This is a genomic window from Nocardioides sp., from assembly GCF_041600255.1.
Classification (GTDB): Bacteria; Actinomycetota; Actinomycetes; order Propionibacteriales; family Nocardioidaceae; genus Nocardioides.
This window is the reverse complement of record NZ_JBFIKK010000002.1, coordinates 26,323-47,880: the sequence shown is the minus strand read 5'-3', so window position 1 is coordinate 47,880 and position 21,558 is coordinate 26,323. Positions and strand designations below refer to the sequence as shown.

22 protein-coding genes are annotated in these 21,558 nt (G+C 70.3%); 21 read left to right on the top strand and 1 reads right to left on the bottom strand.

Going from position 1 to position 21,558, the window contains the following annotated elements; translation table 11 throughout:
- Positions 1-151: 151 nt before the first annotated feature.
- The 20 genes from ABZE72_RS00595 (at position 152) to ABZE72_RS00500 (ending at position 19,877) form a co-directional block, all read left to right on the top strand.
- Positions 152-1,174: an ABC transporter permease gene (locus tag ABZE72_RS00595; protein ID WP_372727061.1), complete on the top strand. Its 1,023-nt coding sequence runs from the start codon at positions 152-154 to the stop codon at positions 1,172-1,174.
- Positions 1,175-1,238: 64 nt separating this feature from the next.
- Positions 1,239-2,993, top strand: a complete 1,755-nt coding sequence (locus ABZE72_RS00590; protein ID WP_372727060.1) for an ABC transporter substrate-binding protein — start codon at positions 1,239-1,241, stop codon at positions 2,991-2,993.
- Positions 2,994-3,101: 108 nt separating this feature from the next.
- Positions 3,102-4,112 (top strand): ABC transporter permease, encoded by a 1,011-nt coding sequence (locus tag ABZE72_RS00585; protein WP_372727059.1) that lies wholly within the window; start codon positions 3,102-3,104, stop codon positions 4,110-4,112.
- Positions 4,109-5,203, top strand: coding sequence for an ABC transporter ATP-binding protein (locus tag ABZE72_RS00580; protein ID WP_372727058.1), 1,095 nt, complete (start codon positions 4,109-4,111; stop codon positions 5,201-5,203). Before ABZE72_RS00585 ends, ABZE72_RS00580 begins: the two co-directional genes overlap by 4 nt.
- A gap of 176 nt (positions 5,204-5,379) precedes the next feature.
- Complete coding sequence (locus ABZE72_RS00575) at positions 5,380-6,489, top strand: ABC transporter ATP-binding protein (RefSeq protein ID WP_372727070.1); 1,110 nt, start codon at positions 5,380-5,382, stop codon at positions 6,487-6,489.
- Positions 6,490-6,535: 46 nt separating this feature from the next.
- Complete coding sequence (locus ABZE72_RS00570) at positions 6,536-7,900, top strand: replication-associated recombination protein A (protein WP_372727057.1); 1,365 nt, start codon at positions 6,536-6,538, stop codon at positions 7,898-7,900.
- Between the two features lie 29 nt (positions 7,901-7,929).
- Positions 7,930-8,463, top strand: coding sequence for a hypothetical protein (locus ABZE72_RS00565; RefSeq protein WP_372727056.1), 534 nt, complete (start codon positions 7,930-7,932; stop codon positions 8,461-8,463).
- A complete protein-coding gene (locus tag ABZE72_RS00560) occupies positions 8,460-8,780 on the top strand; it encodes a DUF6167 family protein (RefSeq protein ID WP_372727055.1) in 321 nt (106 codons plus the stop codon). The genes ABZE72_RS00565 and ABZE72_RS00560 overlap by 4 nt, the downstream gene beginning before the upstream one ends.
- Positions 8,780-11,455, top strand: a complete 2,676-nt coding sequence (gene alaS / locus ABZE72_RS00555) for an alanine--tRNA ligase (RefSeq protein WP_372727054.1) — start codon at positions 8,780-8,782, stop codon at positions 11,453-11,455. The genes ABZE72_RS00560 and alaS overlap by 1 nt, the downstream gene beginning before the upstream one ends.
- A 4-nt stretch (positions 11,456-11,459) precedes the next feature.
- Positions 11,460-11,921: a Holliday junction resolvase RuvX gene (gene ruvX / locus ABZE72_RS00550; RefSeq protein ID WP_372727053.1), complete on the top strand. Its 462-nt coding sequence runs from the start codon at positions 11,460-11,462 to the stop codon at positions 11,919-11,921.
- Positions 11,914-13,053 (top strand): endolytic transglycosylase MltG, encoded by a 1,140-nt coding sequence (gene mltG, locus ABZE72_RS00545; protein ID WP_372727052.1) that lies wholly within the window; start codon positions 11,914-11,916, stop codon positions 13,051-13,053. Before ruvX ends, mltG begins: the two co-directional genes overlap by 8 nt.
- Entirely contained in the window at positions 13,053-13,904 is an 852-nt protein-coding gene (locus ABZE72_RS00540) for a shikimate dehydrogenase (RefSeq protein ID WP_372727051.1), read from the top strand. Before mltG ends, ABZE72_RS00540 begins: the two co-directional genes overlap by 1 nt.
- Positions 13,901-14,656, top strand: a complete 756-nt coding sequence (locus tag ABZE72_RS00535) for a prepilin peptidase (RefSeq protein WP_372727050.1) — start codon at positions 13,901-13,903, stop codon at positions 14,654-14,656. The genes ABZE72_RS00540 and ABZE72_RS00535 overlap by 4 nt, the downstream gene beginning before the upstream one ends.
- A 41-nt stretch (positions 14,657-14,697) precedes the next feature.
- Positions 14,698-15,876 carry a chorismate synthase gene (aroC, locus tag ABZE72_RS00530; RefSeq protein ID WP_372727049.1) on the top strand — a complete coding sequence of 393 codons (1,179 nt, stop codon included), beginning with the start codon at positions 14,698-14,700 and terminating at the stop codon, positions 15,874-15,876.
- Positions 15,873-16,382, top strand: coding sequence for a shikimate kinase (locus ABZE72_RS00525; RefSeq protein ID WP_372727048.1), 510 nt, complete (start codon positions 15,873-15,875; stop codon positions 16,380-16,382). The genes aroC and ABZE72_RS00525 overlap by 4 nt, the downstream gene beginning before the upstream one ends.
- On the top strand, positions 16,379-17,491 hold the full coding sequence (gene aroB, locus ABZE72_RS00520) for a 3-dehydroquinate synthase (protein WP_372727047.1): 1,113 nt from the start codon (positions 16,379-16,381) through the stop codon (positions 17,489-17,491). Before ABZE72_RS00525 ends, aroB begins: the two co-directional genes overlap by 4 nt.
- Before the next feature lie 7 nt (positions 17,492-17,498).
- Positions 17,499-17,942 (top strand): type II 3-dehydroquinate dehydratase, encoded by a 444-nt coding sequence (locus ABZE72_RS00515; protein WP_372727069.1) that lies wholly within the window; start codon positions 17,499-17,501, stop codon positions 17,940-17,942.
- 108 nt (positions 17,943-18,050) lie between these two features.
- The gene (gene efp / locus ABZE72_RS00510; RefSeq protein WP_372727046.1) at positions 18,051-18,614 is read left to right on the top strand and encodes an elongation factor P; all 564 of its coding nucleotides are present in this window, start codon (positions 18,051-18,053) and stop codon (positions 18,612-18,614) included.
- Complete coding sequence (gene nusB, locus ABZE72_RS00505) at positions 18,614-19,021, top strand: transcription antitermination factor NusB (protein ID WP_372727045.1); 408 nt, start codon at positions 18,614-18,616, stop codon at positions 19,019-19,021. Before efp ends, nusB begins: the two co-directional genes overlap by 1 nt.
- Positions 19,022-19,052: 31 nt before the next feature.
- Complete coding sequence (locus ABZE72_RS00500; protein WP_372727044.1) at positions 19,053-19,877, top strand: DUF1206 domain-containing protein; 825 nt, start codon at positions 19,053-19,055, stop codon at positions 19,875-19,877.
- Positions 19,878-20,071: 194 nt separating this feature from the next.
- Here the strand turns inward: ABZE72_RS00500 and ABZE72_RS00495 are convergent, their stop codons facing one another.
- The gene (locus ABZE72_RS00495; protein WP_372727043.1) at positions 20,072-20,476 is read right to left on the bottom strand and encodes a PPOX class F420-dependent oxidoreductase; all 405 of its coding nucleotides are present in this window, start codon (positions 20,474-20,476) and stop codon (positions 20,072-20,074) included.
- A 69-nt stretch (positions 20,477-20,545) separates the two neighbouring features.
- Between ABZE72_RS00495 and ABZE72_RS00490 the strand changes: the two genes are divergently transcribed.
- Complete coding sequence (locus ABZE72_RS00490) at positions 20,546-21,556, top strand: NADPH:quinone reductase (protein ID WP_372727042.1); 1,011 nt, start codon at positions 20,546-20,548, stop codon at positions 21,554-21,556.
- Positions 21,557-21,558 lie beyond the last annotated feature (2 nt).

Below are 21,558 nucleotides of genomic sequence, written 5' to 3'. Positions count from 1 at the left end.
AGCCGACCAGGCAGCAAAGCACGGCCGGACCCTGAGACCAGATCGTTACGCAGGGGTGATCGAAGGTGCAGTCCGTGTCACATAGAGTCACCGGCGGCGCGCACGTGGCGCAGACCGGTTCGCACCGGCCTCGGACGATGATGGGGAGAGCATGACGGCACAGCCGGCCGAGCCCGAGAAGTTGGGCACCCTCGCCGAGGACGATCACCGTCCCGACCCCCAGGCCACGAAGAAGGACTCGATCACCGGCAAGTCGCCGATGCGTATCGCGCTCGGTCGCCTGGCCAAGGACAAGATCGCGGTGGTGTGTGCGGCCGTCGTCCTCTTCTTCGTGATCATCGCGGTCTTCGCCGATTCGATCATGAAGATCTTCGGGGTCTCCACCGAGACCGTGCTGCCCAGCGCCTACCTCGACACCCTGGGTGGCGGCCTGCCGCTCAAGGGGCCCCCGAACCATGGTTTCGACCCCGAGCACCCGTTCGGCATCGCGCCCCAGACGGCGACGGACAACCTGGCCTTCTGGCTCAAGGGCGCGCAGACGTCGCTGATGATCGCGGGCCTGGCCACGGCGTTCGCCGCCATCCTCGGGATCACGCTCGGCCTGGTGGCCGGCTTCCTGGGCGGCGTCGTCGACAAGATCATCTCGTTCATCACCGACCTGTTCCTGACGATCCCGTTCCTGCTGGCGGCGTTGGTGATCGCGCCGATCATCGCCCAGCGCTACGCGCTCAGCGACAACTACCAGGACATCCAGCTCTTCACCCTGGTCTGCGTGCTCTCCGCGTTCGGGTGGATGGGCGTGGCCCGTCTGATCCGCGGCGAGGTCCTCTCGCTGCGCGAGCGCGAGTTCATCCAGGCCGCGCGGGTGCTGGGCATGCCCACCCACCGGATCCTGATCCGGGAGCTGCTGCCGAACCTCGCGGCCCCGATCGTGGTCAGCGTCTCTCTGATGCTGCCGACGTTCGTGGCGGCCGAGGCCGGGCTGGCCTTCCTCGGCATCGGTGTCACCTCGGGGACCTCCTGGGGCCAGACGATCGCCAAGGCGACCAACTTCTTCGAGACCTACCCGCTCTACCTGTGGGAGCCGATGATCGGCATCGTCGCGCTCGTGCTCTCCCTCAACCTGCTGGGCGACGCCATTCGTGACGCGCTCGATCCCAAGACCCGTCGCTGACGGGTACCCCCGACGTCGTCCTCGATTCTCCTCGTGGGCGCGAACAAATAAGAAAGGCTGGACTATGAAGCGGACCAAGCCACTGGCGGTTGTCGCCGGTGCCGCGTTGTTCACCCTTACCGCGTGTGGCGGTTCGGGCAGCAACGATCCATCGTCAGACCGTTCGTTCACCCAGGCCCCCGAGGTCGGCAAGGACTCGTCCCGTCAGGCCCCCGCGGCTGAGGTCGAGGGCGCCCAGAAGGGTGGCACCATCACGGTGTTCCTGCCCGGCGACCCCGGTCCGGACTCCCTGGACCCGACCGAGGGTTGGTCGGTGACCGGCAACTCGATCCAGCAGGCCCTCACGAGCCGTTCGCTGACGCAGTACGCCCGTGACCCGAAGACCGGCGAGATGACTCTCGTCCCCGACCTCGCGGTCGACCTCGGTTCCGCCAACGACGACTTCACCGAGTGGACCTTCACCATTCGTGACGACGCCAAGTGGGAGGACGGCTCGCCCGTCACGCCGGAGGAGATCGCGTGGGGCATCACCCGCTCGATGGACTCCGACACCTTCCCGTCGGGTCCGGGTACCGAGTACTCGCAGACCTACTTCTCCGGTGCGGGCGAGTACAAGGGCCCCTACACGGACAAGGGCAAGGAGTGGGACGGCGTCCGCGTCGAGGGCCAGGACGTCATCATCAAGATGTCCAAGCCCTTCCCCGACATGGACTACTGGGGCGCCTTCATGGCGATGGGCCCGGTGCCGCTCGGCAAGGCCAGCAACCCGCCGGACTACGGCAAGAACATCCTCTCCAACGGCCCCTACAAGGTGGAGTCCTTCCGCCCTGAGGAGGAGCTGGTGCTGGTCAAGAACGACCAGTGGGACCCGAACACCGACCCGGCGCGTCACCAGTACGCCGACAAGTTCGTGTTCAAGTTCAACCAGGACCAGGCCAAGGTCGACCAGATCATGCTGAGCGACAACACCGAGTCGCAGACCGCGCTCTCGACGTCGCTGGGCTCGAACAACTACGACCGTGCGAGCACCGAGCTCGGTGACCGCGTGGTCCAGCAGTCGTCGCAGTGCACCAGCTTCCTGTCGCCTGACTACACGAAGATCACCGACATCAATGTCCGTAAGGCGATCGCGTACGCGTACCCCTACACCGACATCTGGCTCGCCACTGGCGAGGTGCCCGGCGTGACCCGTGTCCCGGCGAACTCGATCATGCCTCCCGGCATGGCGGGCAAGCACGACTACTTCGTCGACGGTGAGCAGTTCACCTACAACCCGGAGAAGTCGAAGGAGCTCCTGAAGGAGGCGGGCCACGAGCCCGGCGAGTTCAAGATCACCATGGTCTACTACGAGGCCGACCCGCTGTCCGTCGCCGGCCAGAAGGTCCTGACCAAGGGCTTCGAGGAGGCCGGGTTCTCCGTCAAGGCGATCCCCGTCCAGACCTCGCCGTACAACATCTGGCTGAACCCGGACGACAAGATCAACAAGACGCTGAACCTCCGTGGCGTCAACTGGTGCTCCGACTGGCCGTCGGGTCTCACCATGGTTCCGCCGCTGACCAAGGGTGGGGCTGCGTACAACACGTCGTTCTTCGACGAGGAGTCGATCAACGACGAGATGAACAAGATCACGCTGCTGCCGCTCGACGAGCAGGCTGACGCGTGGGGCGCCCTGGACGAGAAGATCTCCACGGAGTACTTCCCGATCATCCCCACGGCGTTCCGCAACGAGCTGTTCGTGTTCGGGTCCAAGATCGGCAACCCGGTCGGTGACGGAGCCATCTCCGCCCCCGACTACAAGGACCTGTTCGTCATGCAGTGATCGACTCCCTGAGTCGATTGTGAAACACCACTGACGGGTGGGGGTCTCCGCACGAGTGGAGGCCCCCACCTGCCAGCCCGCGGTCTGCCCAACCGAAGAGAGCCCCTGATGTTTGCCTATGTCGTCAAGCGTGTGCTGGCGGGTGCCTTGGTGGTCGTCCTCGTCTCGATGGCGATCTTCCTGCTGTTCTGGTACGGCCCGTCCAGCCCCGCCCAGCCGATCTGCGAGCGTGAGACCAACAACCGTTGCAGTCCCACGAAGCTGGTTCTCTTCGAGAAGTCGCTGGGCTTCGACAACCCGGTCCACGAGGAGTACGGCAAGTTCGCCAAGGGCGTCTTCGTCGGCCGTGAGATCAAGATCGGCCCGACCGCCTACGAGTGCGCGGCCCCGTGCCTGGGTTACTCCTACCGCACCAAGGTGCCGGTGTGGGACGAGCTCAAGGAGCGTTTCCCGGCCACCCTCTCCGTTGCCCTCGGCGGCTCCTTCCTCTACCTGCTCTTCGGCGTGCCCATCGGCGTGGCAGCCGCGCGACGGCGAGGCACGGTCGCGGACAAGGCACTGGTCTCCAGCTTCCTGGTGATCAGCTCCATCCCGTACTACCTCTTCGCCCTGCTCACCTGGCTCTACCTGACCCTGATCTTCCAGATCCCGCTCTTCAGCGACACCGGCTACTTCAGCCCCATCACCGAAGGCCCGTGGAAGTGGTTCTCCGGGCTCTTCCTGGCCTGGGTGGCGCTGGGCATCTTCGGCTGCACCCAGTACACCCGTTACGCGCGCGGCTCGATGATCGAGGCGCTGAGCGAGGACTACATCCGCACGGCCAAGGCCAAGGGGCTGCCGAACCGGACGATCGTCTACAAGCACGGTCTGCGTGCGGCGCTGGTCCCGATCGTCACGATCTTCGGTATCGACTTCGGCTCGCTGCTCGCCGGGACGATCTTCACCGAGAAGATCTTCGAGATCGACGGCATCGGCTTCTGGAGCCTCCAGGCCGTCGTCGCCAAGGACCTCCCGGTGGTGGCCGCCACGGCGCTGATCAGCGCCGTCTTCCTGATCGTCGCCAACATCCTGGTCGACATCGTCTACAGCGTTCTCGACCCGAGGGTGAGGCTTTCGTGACCGAGCAGACCACCACCGCCCAGCGCGTGGCCGAGACCGGTGACCCGATCCTCGCGGTCGAGGACCTCTCCGTCCGGTTCCCCACCGAGGACGGCTACCTGACGGCCGTCTCCAACCTCAGCTACACCGTGGAGGTCGGCAAGACCCTCGGCATCGTGGGGGAGTCCGGCTCCGGCAAGTCCGTCTCCAGCATGGCCGTACTCGGCCTGCACGACGCCAAGGCCAGCAAGATCACCGGCTCCATCCGGATCGCGGGCACCGAGGTCGTCGGCATCTCCGAGGCGAAGATGCGCAAGATGCGCGGCAACCAGGTCGCGATGATCTTCCAGGACGCCCTCGCCGCGCTGCACCCGTTCTACAAGATCGGCGGCCAGCTGGCCGAGGCCTACCTCGTGCACCACCCCAGCGCCTCCAAGCGCGACGCGCGCCGCAAGGCGATCGAGATGCTGGACCGGGTGGGCATCCCCCAGCCGGACCGCCGGGTCGACGACTTCCCGCACCAGTTCTCCGGCGGCATGCGCCAGCGCGCGATGATCGCGATGGGCCTGATCAACGACCCGTCCCTGCTGATCGCCGACGAGCCGACCACTGCACTCGACGTCACCGTGCAGGCGCAGATCCTCGACCTGCTCCAGGACCTGCAGCGCGAGTTCAACTCCGCGGTCATCATCATCACCCACGACCTCGGCGTCATCGCCGAGATGGCCGACGACGTCCTGGTGATGTACGCCGGTCGCGCGGTCGAGTACGGCCCGGGCAAGGAGATCCTCACGCACCCGGAGATGCCCTACACCTGGGGCCTGCTCTCCAGCGTGCCGGACGTCAAGGCCGACACCGATGCCCGACTGATCCCGATCCCCGGCAACCCGCCGAGCCTGCTCAGCCCGCCGAGCGGCTGCTCGTTCCACCCGCGCTGCGTGCACGCGGACAAGGTGCCGGCGAACCTCTGCTCGACCGAGCTGCCCGAGCTGCTGCCCGGGTCCCGCGGGCCGGGGCACGTCAAACGCTGCCACCTGCCGAACGCCGACGAGATCTTCCAGGCCGAGGTGCTGCCCGAGATCGCTCCCGAGCTCCTCGAGGAGAACAACTGATGTCCGACGTGACCCCCGCCGCCGCCGAGACCCCGGCCTCCGCCGGTGCCGTGAAGGCTTCGCCGAGCGCCGGCGACGGGCAGCGGATGACGTTCGCGGAGATCGCCCAGCAGGGCCACAAGCCCGCTCGGCTGGACCCGGACGCCAAGCCCGTGCTCGAGGTCGAGAACCTCAAGATGTACTTCCCGGTCAAGTCCTCGGGCGTGATCCGCCGGACGATCGGCCATGTCCAGGCGGTCGACGGGCTCTCCTTCCAGGTGCCCTCGGGCGGCTCGCTGGGACTGGTGGGGGAGTCCGGTTGCGGCAAGTCGACCACGGGTCGACTGATCACCCGTCTCTACAAGCCCACTGCGGGCGCGATGCGCTTCGGCGAGACCGGCCAGGACATCGCCACGATGTCCAACCGCGAGCTCAAGCCGCTGCGTCGCAACGTGCAGATGATCTTCCAGGACCCGTACACCTCGCTGAACCCGCGGCACACCGTCGGCGCGATCGTGGGCGCGCCGCTGTCGGTGCACAACGTGGTGCCGAAGAACCAGATCCTGCCTCGGGTCCAGGAGATCCTCGAGGTGGTGGGCCTCAACCCGGAGCACTACAACCGCTACCCCAACGAGTTCTCCGGCGGCCAGCGCCAGCGGATCGGCATCGCCCGGGCGCTGACGCTCAACCCGAAGCTGCTGGTGGCGGACGAGCCGGTCTCGGCGCTCGACGTGTCGATCCAGGCCCAGGTGATCAACCTGCTCCAGGACATCCAGCGCGAGTTCCACGTGGCCTTCCTGTTCATCGCCCACGACCTGGCGGTCGTGCGTCACTTCTGCCCCGAGGTCGCGGTGATGTACCTGGGCAAGATCGTCGAGATCGCGGACCGCGAGACGCTCTACAACCGCTCGCACCACCCCTACACCCAGGCGCTGCTCTCGGCCGTGCCCGACGTCAAGCAGGCCGCGATCGGCGGTCGCCGGGAGCGGATCCAGCTCGAGGGCGACGTGCCCAGCCCGATCAACCCGCCGTCCGGCTGCCGGTTCCGTACTCGTTGCTCGCTGGCCCAGGAGATCTGCGCCAAGGTCGAGCCGCCGTTGCTCCAGATCGGACCGCGGCACAAGGTGGCCTGCCACTTCCCGGGAGAGCTGAACCAGCACCCCACGGCTCCGGTGACCGCAGGTCTGCTCGGTGTGGACGCGCAGGGCAGCCCCGACCCGGGCGTGACGCCGGAGCCGGTGAACCTCGGGCCGGGCTTCGAGAAGCGGTGGTTCGACGTGAAGTCGCAGCGGATGGTGACCGGCTGACCGGTCGAGGGCGAGAGCCCACCGGCGACCGTTTACGGTGACCGGTGTGGAGGGACTCTTCGACGCACCGAGCACACCGGGATCCGGCGTGCTCGCGGCCAACACGCACAGCTCCGCACCCCTGGCGGTGCGGATGCGTCCGCGCACCCTCGACGAGCTCGTCGGGCAGGCACAGCTGCGGGCGGCGGGCTCGCCGCTGCGCCGGCTGATCGAGGGCGACCAGTCGATGTCGCTGCTGCTCTGGGGACCCCCCGGCACCGGGAAGACCACGATCGCGTCCATCGTCAGCCAGCAGACCGACCGGCGCTTCGTGGAGGTCTCGGCGGTCTCCGCCGGGGTCAAGGAGGTTCGGGCCGCGATCGACGGAGCCCGCAGCGAGCTCGTCGGCACCGGACGGGAGACCGTCCTCTTCGTCGACGAGGTGCACCGGTTCAGCAAGGCCCAGCAGGACGCCCTGCTGCCCGGGGTGGAGAACCGCTGGGTGACGCTGGTGGCGGCGACCACGGAGAACCCCTTCTTCTCGGTGATCTCGCCGCTGCTCTCGCGCAGCCTGCTGCTGCGGCTGCAGTCCCTGGACGACGACGACATCCGCGAGGTGCTCGACCAGGCCCTGACCGACGAGCGCGGGCTCGCCGGTCGGCTGAGCGTCGACCAGGACGCGTTGGACCACCTGGTCCGGTTGGCCGGCGGTGACGCCCGTCGGTCGCTGACCTACCTCGAGGCGGCTGCGGGCGCCGCGATCTCGCGAGGGCTCGACGTCGTCGACCTGGCGACCACCGAGACGGCCGTGGACCAGGCGGCGGTCCGCTACGACCGCCAGGGCGACCAGCACTACGACGTGACCAGCGCCTTCATCAAGTCGGTGCGCGGCTCGGACGTCGACGCCGCGCTGCACTACCTGGCCCGGATGATGGAGGCCGGCGAGGATCCGCGCTTCATCGCTCGCCGGCTGGTCATCCTCGCCAGCGAGGACATCGGCCTGGCGGATCCCACCGCGCTCACCACGGCCGTGGCCGTGGCCCAGGCGGTCGCGCTGATCGGGATGCCCGAGGCGCGGCTCAACCTCGCCCAGGCCACGATCGCGCTGGCGGTGGCGCCCAAGTCGAACGCGGTGATCACCGCGATCAACGAGGCGAGCGCCGACGTCCGGGCCGGGAAGATCGGTCCGGTGCCGGCGCACCTGCGCGACGCGCACTACGCCGGCGCGAAGAAGCTCGGCCATGGGTCGACCTACACCTACAGCCACGACGCGCCGTACGGGATCGCGGAGCAGCAGTACGCACCGGACGTCGTGGCGGACGCGACGTACTACCGCCCCACGACGCTGGGAGCCGAGGGAGCGATCAAGGAGCGCTGGGAGCGGATCCGGCGCCTGATCCGGGGGTCTCGGGCCGCTCAGGGCCCGCGATAGGGTCGGGCACTGTGATGCAGGAGTGGACCGTGCCCGCCATCCTCGGCGCGGTGGCCCTGCTCGCCCTCGTCCTCGCTGTCGTCCTGATCCTCGGGCGTCGTCGGACCGAGCGCGAGCTGAAGGCCGCCCGGACCGAGCTGGACTCGTTGCGCGCCCAGATGGCCGCGATCGCCGAGCAGCTCGCCCGTCCCGAGCCCGCGACCTCGACGAAGCCCGACCGGGCCGAGTACGTGATCACGCACGTCGGCGACGAGCTCCCCGGGAACGACCGGCCGCCTGCCGAGGTGCGCATCGACCGCGCGCTCTTCGCCGACCTCGTGCTGCGCGAGACCGTGGTCCGGACCGCCTCCCTGGCGCACGGGCTGCGCACGGCGCTGGCGCCCGAGACCCGCAACCGGATCCGCTTCGAGATGAAGCGAGAGGTACGCCGCGCCCGCAAGGTGCGCCGGGCCCAGCTCAAGGAGGCCCGGCGCGAGTGGGAGGCCCGTCAGCGGGCCGGCCTCGGCGAGACCGGGTTCACGAGCGTGTCCACGAGCGGGTCCACGACGGGGGACGCGGCATGAGGCGCGGGATGTGGTTCGTGGCCGGCGCCGGAGCGGGCGTCTACGCGATGGTGCGCGGCCGACGTGCCGCCGAGGTGTTCACCGCCGACGGCCTGCGTGACCGAGCCGGTGCCCTGCTCCTGGGAGCGCGGCTGTTCCGCGACGAGGTGGCCCAGGGCAGCGTGGTGAAGGAGAGCGAGCTGCGCGAGCGCTACGGCCTCTCCGGGCCCACCACGCCCGAGCTGGGCACCGGTCGGCACCGGGCCACCGGACCGGCGGCCCCCGCGACCCGACAGATCAGCAACGACACGACCCCCGATGAGGAAGGCACCCCCTGATGGACACCGCGGAGATTCGCCGGAGATTCGTCGCGCACTTCGAGCGCGCCGGCCACACCCCGGTTCCGTCCGCCTCGCTGCTGCTCGACGACCCGAACCTGTTGTTCGTCAACGCCGGCATGGTGCCGTTCAAGCCGTACTTCCTCGGCCAGGAGACCCCGCCGTACGCCCGGGCGACCAGCGTGCAGAAGTGCGTGCGCACCCCGGACATCGAGGACGTCGGCAAGACCACCCGGCACGGCACGTTCTTCGAGATGTGCGGCAACTTCTCCTTCGGCGACTACTTCAAGGAAGGCGCCATCGAGCTGGCCTGGGACCTGGTCACCAAGTCGGTCGCCGACGGCGGCTGGGGGTTCGCCGAGGACAAGCTCTACCCCAGCGTCTACCAGGACGACCCCGAGGCCGTCGCGCTGTGGCGCAAGATCACCGGCCTGCCGGACGAGCGGATCATCCGCCTCGGCAAGTCCGAGAACTACTGGTCGATGGGCGTCCCCGGTCCGGGTGGCCCGTGCTCGGAGATCCTGATCGACCGCGGGCCGGCGTACGGACCGGACGGTGACTTCTCCGCCGAGGACCGCTACCTCGAGTTCTGGAACCTGGTCTTCATGCAGGACGAGCTCAGCGCGGTCCGCAGCAAGGAGGACTTCGACATCGCGGGGTCGTTGCCGAAGAAGAACATCGACACCGGCATGGGCCTCGAGCGGGTCGCCTTCCTGATGCAGGGGAAGGAGAACATGTACGAGATCGACGTCATGTTCCCCGTGATCGAGAAGGCGATGGAACTGACCGGGCGCCGCTACGGCGCCGACCACGCCGACGACGTGCGGTTCCGGGTGATCGCCGACCACGTCCGCAGCGCGATGATGCTGATCGGCGACGGCGTCACCCCCGGCAACGAGGGCCGCGGCTACGTGCTGCGCCGCCTGCTGCGCCGCGCGGTCCGCTCGGTGCGCTTGCTGGGCTACGAGGACCGGGCGCTGCCCGAACTGATGCCGATCAGCCGCGACAAGATGGGCGAGACCTACGGCGAACTGCACCGCGACTGGGAGCGCATCTCCACCGTCGCCTACGCCGAGGAGGACGCGTTCCGCTCCACGCTGCGGGCGGGCACCACGATCTTCGACCAGGCCTCGGCCGAGGTCCGCAAGTCCGGCGGCAGCCAGCTCTCCGGCGACAAGGCGTTCGCCCTGCACGACACCTACGGCTTCCCGATCGACCTGACCCTGGAGATGGCCTCCGAGGCTGGTCTCTCCGTGGACGAGGCGGGCTTCCGCCGGTTGATGAACGAGCAGCGCGACCGCGCCAAGGCCGATGCCCGGTCCAAGAAGGGCCAGCACCTCGACGCCCGTGCCTACCGCGAGGTGGCCGACTCGATGGGTCGCTCGGTGGAGTTCACCGGCTACTCCGAGGTGGTCTCCGAGTCGTCGGTGCGCGGCATCGTCGCCTCCGGTGGGGTGGTGGCCTCGGCGCGCGAGGGCGACGAGATCGAGCTCGTCCTCGACCGCACCCCCTTCTACGCCGAGGGCGGCGGCCAGCTCGCCGACCAGGGCGTCATCGAGCTCGAGAACGGTGCCCGGGTCGAGGTCCGTGACGTGCAGTCGCCGATCCGCGGCCTGATCGTGCACAAGGCGACCGTGCTCTCCGGCGAGGTCACCGTCGGCACCGGCGCACAGGCGCTGGTCGACACCGAGCGCCGCCGCTCGATCTCCCGTGCCCACACGGCGACCCACATGGTGCACAAGGCGTTCCGGGAGGCGCTGGGCGAGACCGCGACCCAGGCGGGCTCCGAGAACGCCCCGGGCCGCTTCCGCTTCGACTTCTCCGCCACCGGCTCGGTGCCCCCCTCGGTGATGGCCGACGTCGAGGCCCGGGTCAACGACCTCGTGCTCGCCGACCTCGCGGTCGAGGCGGAGATCATGAGCCAGGCCGAGGCCGTGAAGTCCGGCGCGATGGCGCTCTTCGGCGAGAAGTACGGCGACGAGGTGCGGGTCATCTCGGTCGGCGACTGGGCCCGCGAGCTCTGCGGCGGTACGCACGCCGGTCGCTCCGGTCAGCTCGGCGTGATCAAGCTGCTGGGCGAGTCCTCGATCGGCTCCGGCGTACGACGGGTGGAGGCGCTGGTCGGCGGCGACGCCTACCGGTTCCTGGCCCGTGAGCACGTGCTGGTCGCCCAGCTCTCCGAGACCCTCAAGGTCCGGCCCGAGCAGCTGCCCGAGCGGGTCAACGACATCGTGGAGAAGCTCCGCGCCGCGGAGAAGGAGATCGAGAAGGTCCGGGTGGGCCAGCTGCTGGCCGCCGGAGGCCAGCTCGCTGCCGACGCGGCCGACGTCGCCGGTGTCCAGCTCGTCGCCCACCGTGCCGACGGTGCCGGTGGCGGCGACGTCCGCACCCTGGCGCTCGACGTCCGCAGCCGGCTCGCTGCCGGTCGCCCCGGCGCCGTGGTGATCGTCGGCACGGCCGACGGCAAGGTCTCCGTGGTCGCCGCGGTCAACGACGAGGCCCAGTCGCGCGGCATCTCCGCCAACGACCTGGTGCGCGCCGTCGGCCCGTTCGTGGGCGGCAAGGGCGGTGGCAAGGCCGACGTCGCCCAGGGCGGCGGCACCGACAGCTCCCGGATCGATGAGGCGTTGGCCGCGGTCGCGACCGAGGTCGCGCGCGCAGCCGGTCAGGCCTGAGCGGGTGCGCACCGGCGTACGTCTCGGCATCGACCCCGGCGACGCCCGGATCGGGGTGGCGCGCTGCGACCCCTCCGGCTACCTGGCGACCCCCGTCGAGACCGTCAAGCGTGGCCGCGGCGACCTCGCCCGGATCGCGGCGATCCTGGCCGAGGAGGAGGCCGTCGAGATCGTCGTCGGCCTGCCCCGCTCGCTCTCCGGGGGAGAGGGGCCGGCCGCGGCCAAGGCACGTGCCTTCGCCGTCCAGCTGGCCCGCCGGGTCGCCCCGGTCCCGGTGCGGCTGTGCGACGAGCGACTGACCACGGTGTCGGCGACGACTATGCTGCGCGAGCGTGGCCGCAAGGGCGGCAAGCAGCGTTCGGTCGTCGACCAGGTGGCGGCGGTGGTGATCCTGCAGCAGGCCCTGGACACCGAACGAGCAACCGGGACCCCGCCCGGAGAGATCGTCGAGGAGACCGATGACTGACCAGATCCTGGGCGACGCCTACGCCGAGCCGCCCACGACCCCCCGCCGCCGTCGGTTCGGTGCCGGCAGCCTGAAGAGCTGCCTCGCGGTGCTGGTCGCCCTGGCGATCGTCCTCGGTGGCGGGTACTTCGCCTTCACCAAGGGCGTCGAGCTGCTCTCGGACCGGTTCTCCTCCGCCGAGGACTTCGAGGGCCCGGGCCGCGGCAAGGTCGTGTTCGAGGTCGAGTCCGGGGACAGCGTCGCCGCGATGGGCCGCAACCTGAAGGACCTGGGCGTGATCGCCTCGGTCGAGGCGTTCACCGACGCTGCTGCGGGCGAGGAGCGCGCGACCGCCATCCAGGTCGGCTTCTACCCGATGAAGAAGGAGATGGCGGCTGCCGATGCGCTGGCCATCCTGATCGACCCGTCGAACCTGGTGAAGTCCACGGTGACCATCCCCGAGGGGCTGCGCGTGGTCGACATCCTCGACATCCTCGCCGACAAGACCGACTTCAAGCGCGAAGCCTTCGTCAAGGCGCTGCGCAAGCCGCAGGCGCTGGGGCTGCCGAGCTATGCAGGTGGCAACGCCGAGGGCTACCTGTTCCCCTCGACGTACGACGTCGGGCCGAAGGCCACACCTCGTTCGATCCTGAAGGCCATGGTGGACCGCTGGAAGCAGGCCGCTGCGCAGGCGGACCTCGAGGGCGCCGCCGAGGCGCTGGGCTACACCCCGGCCGAGCTGATGATCGTGGCCAGCCTGGTGGAGGCCGAGGGCCGCGGGGACGACATGGGCAAGATCGCCCGGGTGATCTACAACCGGCTCGAGGGCAACGAGACCAACGGGCTGCTCCAGATCGACGCGACGATCAACTACGCGATGGAACGCAGCCTCGGGGTCGGTCTGAGCCTCGAGGACCTGAAGGTCGACTCGCCGTACAACACCTACCAGAACACCGGCCTCCCGCCGACGCCGATCGAGGCGCCCGGGGATGCCGCGATCGCCGCGGCCGCCAACCCGACCGAGGGTGACTGGTTCTACTACGTCACCGTCGACCTGCGCACCGGGGAGACCAAGTTCGCGGAGACCTACGACGAGTTCCTGGGCTACAAGCGCGAGTTCCAGAAGTACTGCGAGACGTCCGACGCCTGCTGATGGCCGCTGATCTCGTGGACGGCGTCGCCCGCCGCTGTGCCGTGCTCGGGGACCCGATCGCGCACTCGCTCTCGCCGGTGCTGCACCGGGCGGGGTACGCCGCGACCGGGCTGGACTGGTCCTACGCGGCCCACCGGGTCGCCGGCGACGGGCTGGAGGCGTTCCTGGCCGGTCTCGACGCGACCTGGCGGGGGCTCTCGCTGACCATGCCGCTCAAGCGCGCCGCGATGCGGCTCGACGTGGAGGTCTCCTCGCGGGCAGCCCTGGTGGGGGCCGCCAACACCCTGGTGCTCGAGGGGGGCCGCGTCGTGCTGGCCGACAACACCGACCTGCCGGGGGCGGGTGCCGCCCTGCGCGAGCGGTACGACGGGCCGGTGCGCGAGGTCACGCTGCTCGGTGGTGGCGCCACCGCAGCCTCGACCGGGTTGGCGATGTGCGACCTGGGCGCCGAGGCGATCACCCTGCTGGTCCGCTCGGCGGCCCGGGCACAGGAGACCGTCGACGCGATCGCCCGGCACCCGTCCGAACCACGGATCCGGGTGGCCGAGCTCGACACCACCGTGGCGACCGGTGACGTCCTGGTCTCCACCGTGCCCGCGAGCGCGCAGACTCCGGAGCTGGTGGCGCGCTGTGCGCAGGTGCCCGTCGTCTTCGAGGTGCTCTACGACCCCTGGCCCACGCCGCTGGCCCGTGCCGCCTCCACGAGTGGGCGCCCCCTCGTGGGCGGGCTCGACCTGCTCGTGCACCAGGCGGCCCTGCAGTTCGAGCTCTTCACCGGCCGCCCGGCGCCGCTGGCGATCCTGCGCGAAGCCGGCGAGTCGGCCCTCGCCTCGGCCGGGGGACCGGCGTGACCCCCGAGGTCGTGGCCGGCCTCGCCGCCGCGGGCTGCGCCGTCGCCGGAGCCTTCGTGCCGTCGTTGATCGGGCGGATCCCCGAGCCCGAACCGGACCCCGAGCCCGAACCGGACCCGGACCCGGACCCTGAGCCCGGACCCGAGCCGGGCGAGGCGGAGGAGCCCAAGGAGCTCTACGCCGCGATCGCCGCGCGCCCGGGCCTGCGCCCGGCGACCGTGCTGGCCTCGGCCGCGGCGGGCGCCGTGATCGGGCTCTCGGTCGGACCGGCCTGGTCGCTGCTCTTCCTGCTGCCGCTGGTGCCGGTCGGGGTGGCCCTGGCCGTCGTCGACTGGCGCACCAAGCTGCTGCCGGTCAGCGTGATCGCTCCGACGTACGTCGGGCTGGTCGCGGCCGTCGGGCTCTGCTTCGTCCTCACCCGCGACACCGACGACCTGCTCCGGGCGTTGTGGGGCTGGCTGATCGCCGGTGGTCTCTTCTTCGTGTTGTGGTTCGTCCACCCGCGAGGGCTGGGGTACGGCGACGTACGTCTCTCCGGGATCCTCGGGATCGCGCTGGGCTACCTCGGCTGGGGGCCGCTCGTGGTCGGCGTCTACAGCGGCTTCCTGATCGGCGGGCTCGGGGGTGGGCTGCTCGTGTTGCTGCGGATCTCACGCACCCGCGCGATCCCGTTCGGCCCCTGGATGCTGGTCGGGGCGCTGGTGGGGATCGCCGCCGGCCCCGCGTTGTGGGCGCATCTCGTCACCGGGTGAGGGTGTGAGCGCTGTCGGTGATCAATGACAGACTGCTCCCCATGCTGCGATGGCTCACTGCGGGCGAGTCCCACGGCCCCTCCCTGGTTGCGATCCTCGAGGGGCTGCCTGCCCATGTCGAGGTGACTACCGCCGATCTCCAGGAGTCGCTCGCGCGACGCCGCCTGGGCTACGGCCGAGGCGCCCGGATGAAGTTCGAGCAGGACGAGGTCTCGATCCTCGGTGGTGTGCGCCACGGGCGCTCGATCGGTGGCCCGGTGGCCATCCAGGTCGGCAACACCGAGTGGCCCAAGTGGGAGAAGGTGATGTCGGCCGACCCGGTCGACGCCGAGGAGCTGGAGGCGCTGGCACGCAACGCCGCGCTAACCCGCCCCCGCCCCGGGCACGCCGACCTCGCCGGCATGCAGAAGTACGACTTCGACGAGGCCCGGCCGGTCCTCGAGCGGGCCTCCGCCCGGGAGACGGCCGCGCGGGTGGCCCTGGGCCGGGTCGCCAGCAACTTCCTCGCCCAGAGCGTCGGCGCCGAGATCGTCTCGCACGTGGTGGGCCTGGGCGGAGTGCAGGCCCCCCAGGGTCTGTGGCCCGAGCCCGGTGACGTCGCCCGGCTCGACGAGGACCCGGTCCGCTGCCTCGACCCCGAGGCCAGCGCCGCGATGGTCGCCGCGATCGACCAGGCACACAAGGACGGCGACACCCTGGGCGGTGTGGTCGAGGTCGTGGTCCACGGCCTGCCGCCGGGTCTGGGCTCCCACGTGCACTGGGACCGTCGCCTCGACTCGCGCCTCGCCGGCGCCCTGATGGGCATCCAGGCGATCAAGGGGGTCGAGGTCGGCGACGGGTTCGAGCTCGCCGCCACCCCGGGCTCCCTGGCCCACGACGAGATCGTCTCCACCGAGGACGGCATCCGCCGGGTCAGCGGGCGGGCCGGCGGCACCGAGGGCGGGATGACCACCGGCGAGGTGCTCCGGGTCCGGGCCGCGATGAAGCCGATCGCGACGGTGCCCCGGGCGCTGCGCACGGTGGACGTGGCGACCGGCGATGCCGCGGTGGCGCACCACCAGCGCTCCGACGTCTGCGCGGTCCCGGCGGCCGGCATCGTCGCCGAGGCGATGGTGGCGCTGGTGCTGGCCGAGGCCGTGCTGGAGAAGTTCGGCGGCGACTCGGTCGGTGAGACGAAGCGCAACGCCCAGAGCTACCTCGACCACCTGAGGTACCGGTGAGCCAGCCCGGCCCCCGTGCGGTCCTGATCGGGCCACCGGGCTCGGGCAAGACGACGGTGGCCGACCTGCTGGCCGAGCACTGGGGCGTGAGCGCCCGGGACACCGATGCCGACGTGGAGCTCAGCGAGGGCCGCAGCATCTCCGACATCTTCGTGGAGTCCGGCGAGGCGCACTTCCGCGCCCTGGAGCACCAGGCGGTCGCCGAGGCCCTGCGCAGCCACGACGGCGTGCTCGCCCTGGGCGGCGGCGCCGTGCTCGACCCGGCGACCCGGGAACTGCTCGCCGGCCACCCGGTGGTCTTCTTGCAGGTGGGCCTGGCCGAGGCCGTCAAGCGGATCGGCCTGGGCACCTCACGCCCGCTGGTGATGGGCAACGTCCGCGCCCGGATCAAGGCGATGCTCGACGAGCGCACCCCCGTCTACGCCTCGGTCGCGACCCTCAGCGTCGCCACCGACGGTCGCACCCCCGACGAGGTCGCCCGGGAGATCGCAGGAGCCCTGCCATGAACGAGACCCCTGCCATGAACGAGACCGTGCTCCACGTCGGTGGCGCCGCGCCGTACGACGTCATCGTCGGCACGCACGTGCTGGGTCGTGTCCCGGCGCTGCTCGGCGACGGTGTCCAGCGGGTCGGGGTCGTCGTCGCCGACGAGCTGGCCGAGCTGGTCCGCCCCCTGCTCGACACGCTGGCTGCGTCGTACGACGTCACGGTGCTGCCGATCCCGGACGGTGAGCAGGCCAAGGACGCCACCGTGGCCGCCGCCTGTTGGGAGGCCCTCGGCACGGCCGGTTTCACCCGCTCGGACGCCGTGGTCACCTTCGGCGGCGGTGCCACCACCGACCTCGGCGGGTTCGTCGCCGCCACCTGGCTGCGCGGCGTCCGGGTGGTCCACGTGCCGACCACGCTGCTGGCCATGGTCGACGCCGCGGTCGGCGGCAAGACCGGGATCAACACCGGCTCCGGAAAGAACCTGGTCGGCTCCTTCCACGAGCCGTCCGGTGTCGTCTGCGACCTCGCCACACTGGCCCTGCTGCCACGAGCCGAACTGGTCTCCGGGCTGGGCGAGGTGGTCAAGTGCGGTTTCATCGCCGACCCCGAGATCCTGCGCCTGGTCGAGGAGACCGAGCCGAGCGAGCTGACCGTGGACTCGGCCGTGTTGCGCGAGCTCGTCGAGCGCGCGATCCGCGTCAAGATCGACGTCGTGGTCGCCGACCTCAAGGAGACCGGGGGAGTCGAGGGGCACCCCGGCCGCGAGGCACTCAACTACGGTCACACCATGGGGCACGCGATCGAGCGCGCCGAGCGTTACTCCATCCGGCACGGCGAGGCCGTGGCCCTGGGGTGCGTCTTCGTCGCCGAGCTCGCTGCCCGGGCCGGCCGACTCGACGAGGCCACGGTGCGCCGCCACCACGAGACGCTGGCCCGGGTGGGCCTGCCCACCAGGTACGACGGGGCCTCGTTCCCCGACCTGCTGGCCGCGATGAAGGTGGACAAGAAGGCGCGCGGCTCGCAGCTGCGGTTCGTCGTCCTCGACGAGATCGGCAAGCCGCGGGTGCTGGCCGGGCCGAGCGAGGCGGACCTGAGGGCGGCGTACGACGTGCTGACGGGCCGATGAGGAGGAGCTGGTCATGAAGGTGCTGGTGCTCAACGGCCCGAACCTCGGGCGGCTCGGCCGTCGGCAGCCCGAGATCTACGGGAACACGACGTACGCCGAGCTGGCGCACCGCTGCGTGGAGTGGGGGAGCAGCCTCGGCCTCGACGTCGAGGTCCGCCAGACCAACCACGAGGGCGACCTGCTCGACTGGCTGAACCAGGCGGCGGACGACGTCACCGCGGTGGTGCTGAACGCGGGTGCCTGGACCCACTACTCCTGGGCGCTCTTCGACGCCTGCGCCCAGCTCACCGCGCCGTTGGTGGAGGTGCACCTCTCCGATCCCACCCAGCGGCCCGAGGAGTTCCGGCACGTCTCGGTCGTGACCGAGCACGCCGTCGCGGTGATCGCCGGCCACGGGGTCGACGGGTACCGCCAGGCGCTCGAGCTCTTGGCCACCCACGCCGACGGGTGATGTGGGAGTTTCGCCGAGGGTGCCGATAGACTCGGCGGCTGTTGCCCCGCCGAGCACACGTCCGGCTGGGGATGCATCCCGAACTCGAGCAAAGGCTGACACGCGCGCATGGCTACCACCAACGACCTGAAGAACGGCATGGTTCTCAACATCGACGGGCAGCTCTGGGCCGTCGTGGAGTTCCAGCACGTCAAGCCCGGCAAGGGCCCGGCGTTCGTGCGCACCAAGCTGAAGAACGTCGAGTCGAACAAGACCGTCGACAAGACCTTCAACGCCGGCACCAAGGTCGAGACCGCCACGGTCGACCGCCGCACCATGCAGTACCTCTACAACGACGGCAACTCCTACGTCTTCATGGACGTGCAGAGCTACGAGCAGCTCGAGATCGCCCCCGAGATCGTCGGCAACGCCGCGAACTTCCTGCTCGAGCAGCAGGAGGCCGTGGTGGCCACCAACGAGGGCCGCGTCCTGTTCATCGAGATGCCCGCCTCGGTCGAGCTGACCGTCACGTTCACCGAGCCCGGCCTCGCCGGCGACAGCGCCACCGGTCGCACCAAGCCGGCCACCCTGGAGACCGGCCACGAGATCCAGGTGCCGCTGTTCATCAACCAGGGCGAGAAGATCAAGGTCGACACCCGCGACTCCTCCTACATGGGCCGCGTCAAGTCCTGATGGCAGCTCGCTCCAAGGCACGCAAGCGCGCACTCGACCTGCTCTTCGCCGCCGACGTCCGCGGCGAGTCGGCGCTGGCCGCGCTCGAGCAGGCGCTCGCCGACGGTGAGGGCCCGACCAACGACTACACCGACGTCCTGGTGCGGGGGGTGGTCGAGCAGCAGTCCCGCATCGACGAGCTGCTCTCGCAGTACTCCGAGGGCTGGACGCTGGACCGGATGCCGGCCGTCGACCGCAACGTGCTGCGGCTCGGGGTCTGGGAGCTGCTCTACGCCACCGACGTCCCGGACACGGTCGCGGTGAGCGAGGCGATGGCCCTGGTGCGCGACCTCTCCACCGACGACTCGCCGCCGTTCGTCAACGGCATCCTCGGCGCCATCCAGCGCGACCGCGCGACGCTGGACTGAGTTCAGCCGCCGGCCCCCTAGGGTGGCGGACATGAACGACGTGACGGGGAGTGTGCGTTCCATCGGGCGCAAGGTCGAGGACAGTGACGTGCTCGACACGGCCGTCCGGATCGGGCTGCTGGCCTACGGGTTCGTCTACCTGGTGGTGGCGTGGCTCGCGGTGCAGATGGCCTTCGGCGACAGCTCCGGCTCGGCGTCCAGCGACGGTGCCCTGCACCAGGTGGCGCGGCAACCGTTCGGGCAGGTCCTGCTCTGGGCGATCGCGGGCGGCATGGCGCTGCTCGTCGTCTGGCGCCTGCTCGAGGCTGCCTTCGGGTATCGCGACGAGGACGGCGGCAAGCGCCTGCGCAAGCGGTTGATGGCGCTCGGCAAGGCCGTGCTCTACGGCTCGCTCGCCTACAGCGCCGTCAAGATCGTCGTCGGGGCCGGCTCGTCGAAGGGCAGCGGTTCGGACTCGTTCACCGCCCGGCTCCTCGACCTCACCGGTGGCCGGTTCCTGGTGGCCGGCGTCGGGCTGGCGATCATCGCCTACGCCCTCATGCAGATCGTCCGGGCCTGGCGCGAGTCGTTCCGGGACTACCTGACCAGCGAGGGCGAGAGCGGCGACGTCGGTACGGCGTACGTCTGGTTCGGCAAGGTGGGCTACACCGCCAAGGGGCTTGCCTTCGGGATCGTCGGGTCGCTCTTCCTGTACGCCGCCGTCACCCACGAGGCCAAGAAGTCCGGCGGGCTCGACCAGGCGCTGCACAAGGTGCTGCAACAGCCGTTCGGGCCGGCGATGCTGCTGGTGATGGGGCTCGGGATCGGGTGCTACGGGGTCTTCTGCTTCGTGCGGTCGCGGCACCTGTCGCGGTAGGGGTGGGATTCACTGGTTAACCAGTGATTTGCGCACTTCACCCAGGTAACTCTCTGGGTGAAGTGCGGGTTTCCTGTGTGAACTCAGCCGTCTGAGCCGTCCCGCTGAGCCGTCCCGCGCCGCGCCGGCCCCGCCCCCGGGAGTCGTACGACGTCCCGCGCGCCGCTGAGTCGCCCGACCGACCCACCACCCACTCAGGTCCGTGCCGCGCCCCAGCCGTGCCAGCGCTCGATCGTCATCCAGCCGGTGATCCGGGGGCTCTCCCGATCCGGGTAGGGCCGGTCGGCGTAGTGCCGACTCAACCGGTCGATGTCCACCAGCCCGTCGTCGTCGGTCAGCTCCTCCACCCGCCCGATCAGCGAGACGTGTGTGTACCAACTCGACTCGTCCAGCACCGTCAGGCTCACCCGAGGATCGCGCCGCAGGTGCTTGACCCGCACCCGGGTGGCATCCATGTTCAGCAGCACCCGGTCGCCCTCCAGCAGGTACCACGTCGCCACCGAGACCGGGTGGCCGTCGGAGCGCAGCGTGCTGACCACCGCCGGGTTGGGCTTGGCAAGCAGGGCACGGACGTCGTCGGGCAGGGGAAGGTCGGGCACAGGGTCCTCCTCGGACTCACGGGATCAGGTCGGTCGCCACGCACGACCTTCCCCGATACGGTCGCTCCCATGCGTGCCGTCGTCTACCGCGAGCCCGGTCCCTCCTCGGTCCTGAGCCTGGTCGAACGTGACACCCCGGACCCCGGACCCGGCGAGGTCAGGGTCCGGATCGTCCGCTCCGGTGTGAACCCGACCGACTGGAAGTCCCGCGCCGGCACACCTCCGGCGTACGACGAGGTGGTGCCGAACCAGGACGGCTCCGGCGTCGTCGACGCGATCGGCGACGGCGTCGACGACATCAGCGTCGGCGACCGGGTCTGGCTGATGCTGGCCCAGCACGGCCGACCCTGGGGCACCGCCGCCGAGTTCAGCGTGGTCCCGGCCGAACGGGTCGTCCCGCTGCCCGCGGATGCCTCCTTCGACCTCGGTGCCAGTCTCGGGGTCCCTGCGGTCACCGCCCACCGGGCCCTGACCTGCGCGGAGGGCGGACCGACCCGGCTGGGCCCGGGCAGCCACGACGGCATGACCGTGCTCGTCGCGGGAGGCGCGGGCGCGGTCGGCAACGCCGCGATCCAGCTCGCGCGCTGGGCGGGAGCCCGGGTGATCACCACCGTCAGCAGCGACGAGAAGGCCGCGCTGGCCACGGCGGCCGGCGCCCACCACACCGTCAACTACCGGACCGGGGACCCGGCCGCCGCGATCCTTGCGATCGCCCCCGAGGGTGTCGACCTGGCCGTCGAGGTCGCCCCGGCCGAGAACAACGCGCTCGACCTGGCGGTGGTGCGCAACCGCGGAACGATCGCGATCTACGCCAACAACGGGGGCGACCGGATGACGCTCGACGTCCGGGCCACCTTCTCCCGCAACCTGCGCTACCAGTTCCTCCTGCTCTACACGCTGGGCCAGGACCTGCTCGACGTCGCGGCCGAGGACGTCAACGCCGCGGTCGCCTCCGGCGGCTTCCGCGTGGGCGCCGAGGTGGGCGTCCCGCTGCACCACCACCCGCTGGAGGAGACGGCTGCTGCGCACGACGCCGTCGAGTCGGGCGTCGTCGGCAAGGTGCTGATCGACGTCGGGTGAGG

What these genes read in the sequence shown, in the direction of transcription:
- aroB (WP_372727047.1), top strand. Translation starts at nt 16,379, where the DNA reads ATGAACGAGACCCCTGCCATGAACGAGACCGTGCTCCACGTCGGTGGC.
- ABZE72_RS00500 (WP_372727044.1), top strand. Translation starts at nt 19,053, where the DNA reads ATGAACGACGTGACGGGGAGTGTGCGTTCCATCGGGCGCAAGGTCGAG.
- efp (WP_372727046.1), top strand. Translation starts at nt 18,051, where the DNA reads ATGGCTACCACCAACGACCTGAAGAACGGCATGGTTCTCAACATCGAC.
- ABZE72_RS00540 (WP_372727051.1), top strand. Translation starts at nt 13,053, where the DNA reads ATGGCCGCTGATCTCGTGGACGGCGTCGCCCGCCGCTGTGCCGTGCTC.
- mltG (WP_372727052.1), top strand. Translation starts at nt 11,914, where the DNA reads ATGACTGACCAGATCCTGGGCGACGCCTACGCCGAGCCGCCCACGACC.
- ABZE72_RS00595 (WP_372727061.1), top strand. Translation starts at nt 152, where the DNA reads ATGACGGCACAGCCGGCCGAGCCCGAGAAGTTGGGCACCCTCGCCGAG.
- alaS (WP_372727054.1), top strand. Translation starts at nt 8,780, where the DNA reads ATGGACACCGCGGAGATTCGCCGGAGATTCGTCGCGCACTTCGAGCGC.
- ABZE72_RS00575 (WP_372727070.1), top strand. Translation starts at nt 5,380, where the DNA reads ATGTACTTCCCGGTCAAGTCCTCGGGCGTGATCCGCCGGACGATCGGC.
- ABZE72_RS00585 (WP_372727059.1), top strand. Translation starts at nt 3,102, where the DNA reads ATGTTTGCCTATGTCGTCAAGCGTGTGCTGGCGGGTGCCTTGGTGGTC.
- nusB (WP_372727045.1), top strand. Translation starts at nt 18,614, where the DNA reads ATGGCAGCTCGCTCCAAGGCACGCAAGCGCGCACTCGACCTGCTCTTC.
- ABZE72_RS00560 (WP_372727055.1), top strand. Translation starts at nt 8,460, where the DNA reads ATGAGGCGCGGGATGTGGTTCGTGGCCGGCGCCGGAGCGGGCGTCTAC.
- ABZE72_RS00490 (WP_372727042.1), top strand. Translation starts at nt 20,546, where the DNA reads ATGCGTGCCGTCGTCTACCGCGAGCCCGGTCCCTCCTCGGTCCTGAGC.
- aroC (WP_372727049.1), top strand. Translation starts at nt 14,698, where the DNA reads ATGCTGCGATGGCTCACTGCGGGCGAGTCCCACGGCCCCTCCCTGGTT.
- ABZE72_RS00590 (WP_372727060.1), top strand. Translation starts at nt 1,239, where the DNA reads ATGAAGCGGACCAAGCCACTGGCGGTTGTCGCCGGTGCCGCGTTGTTC.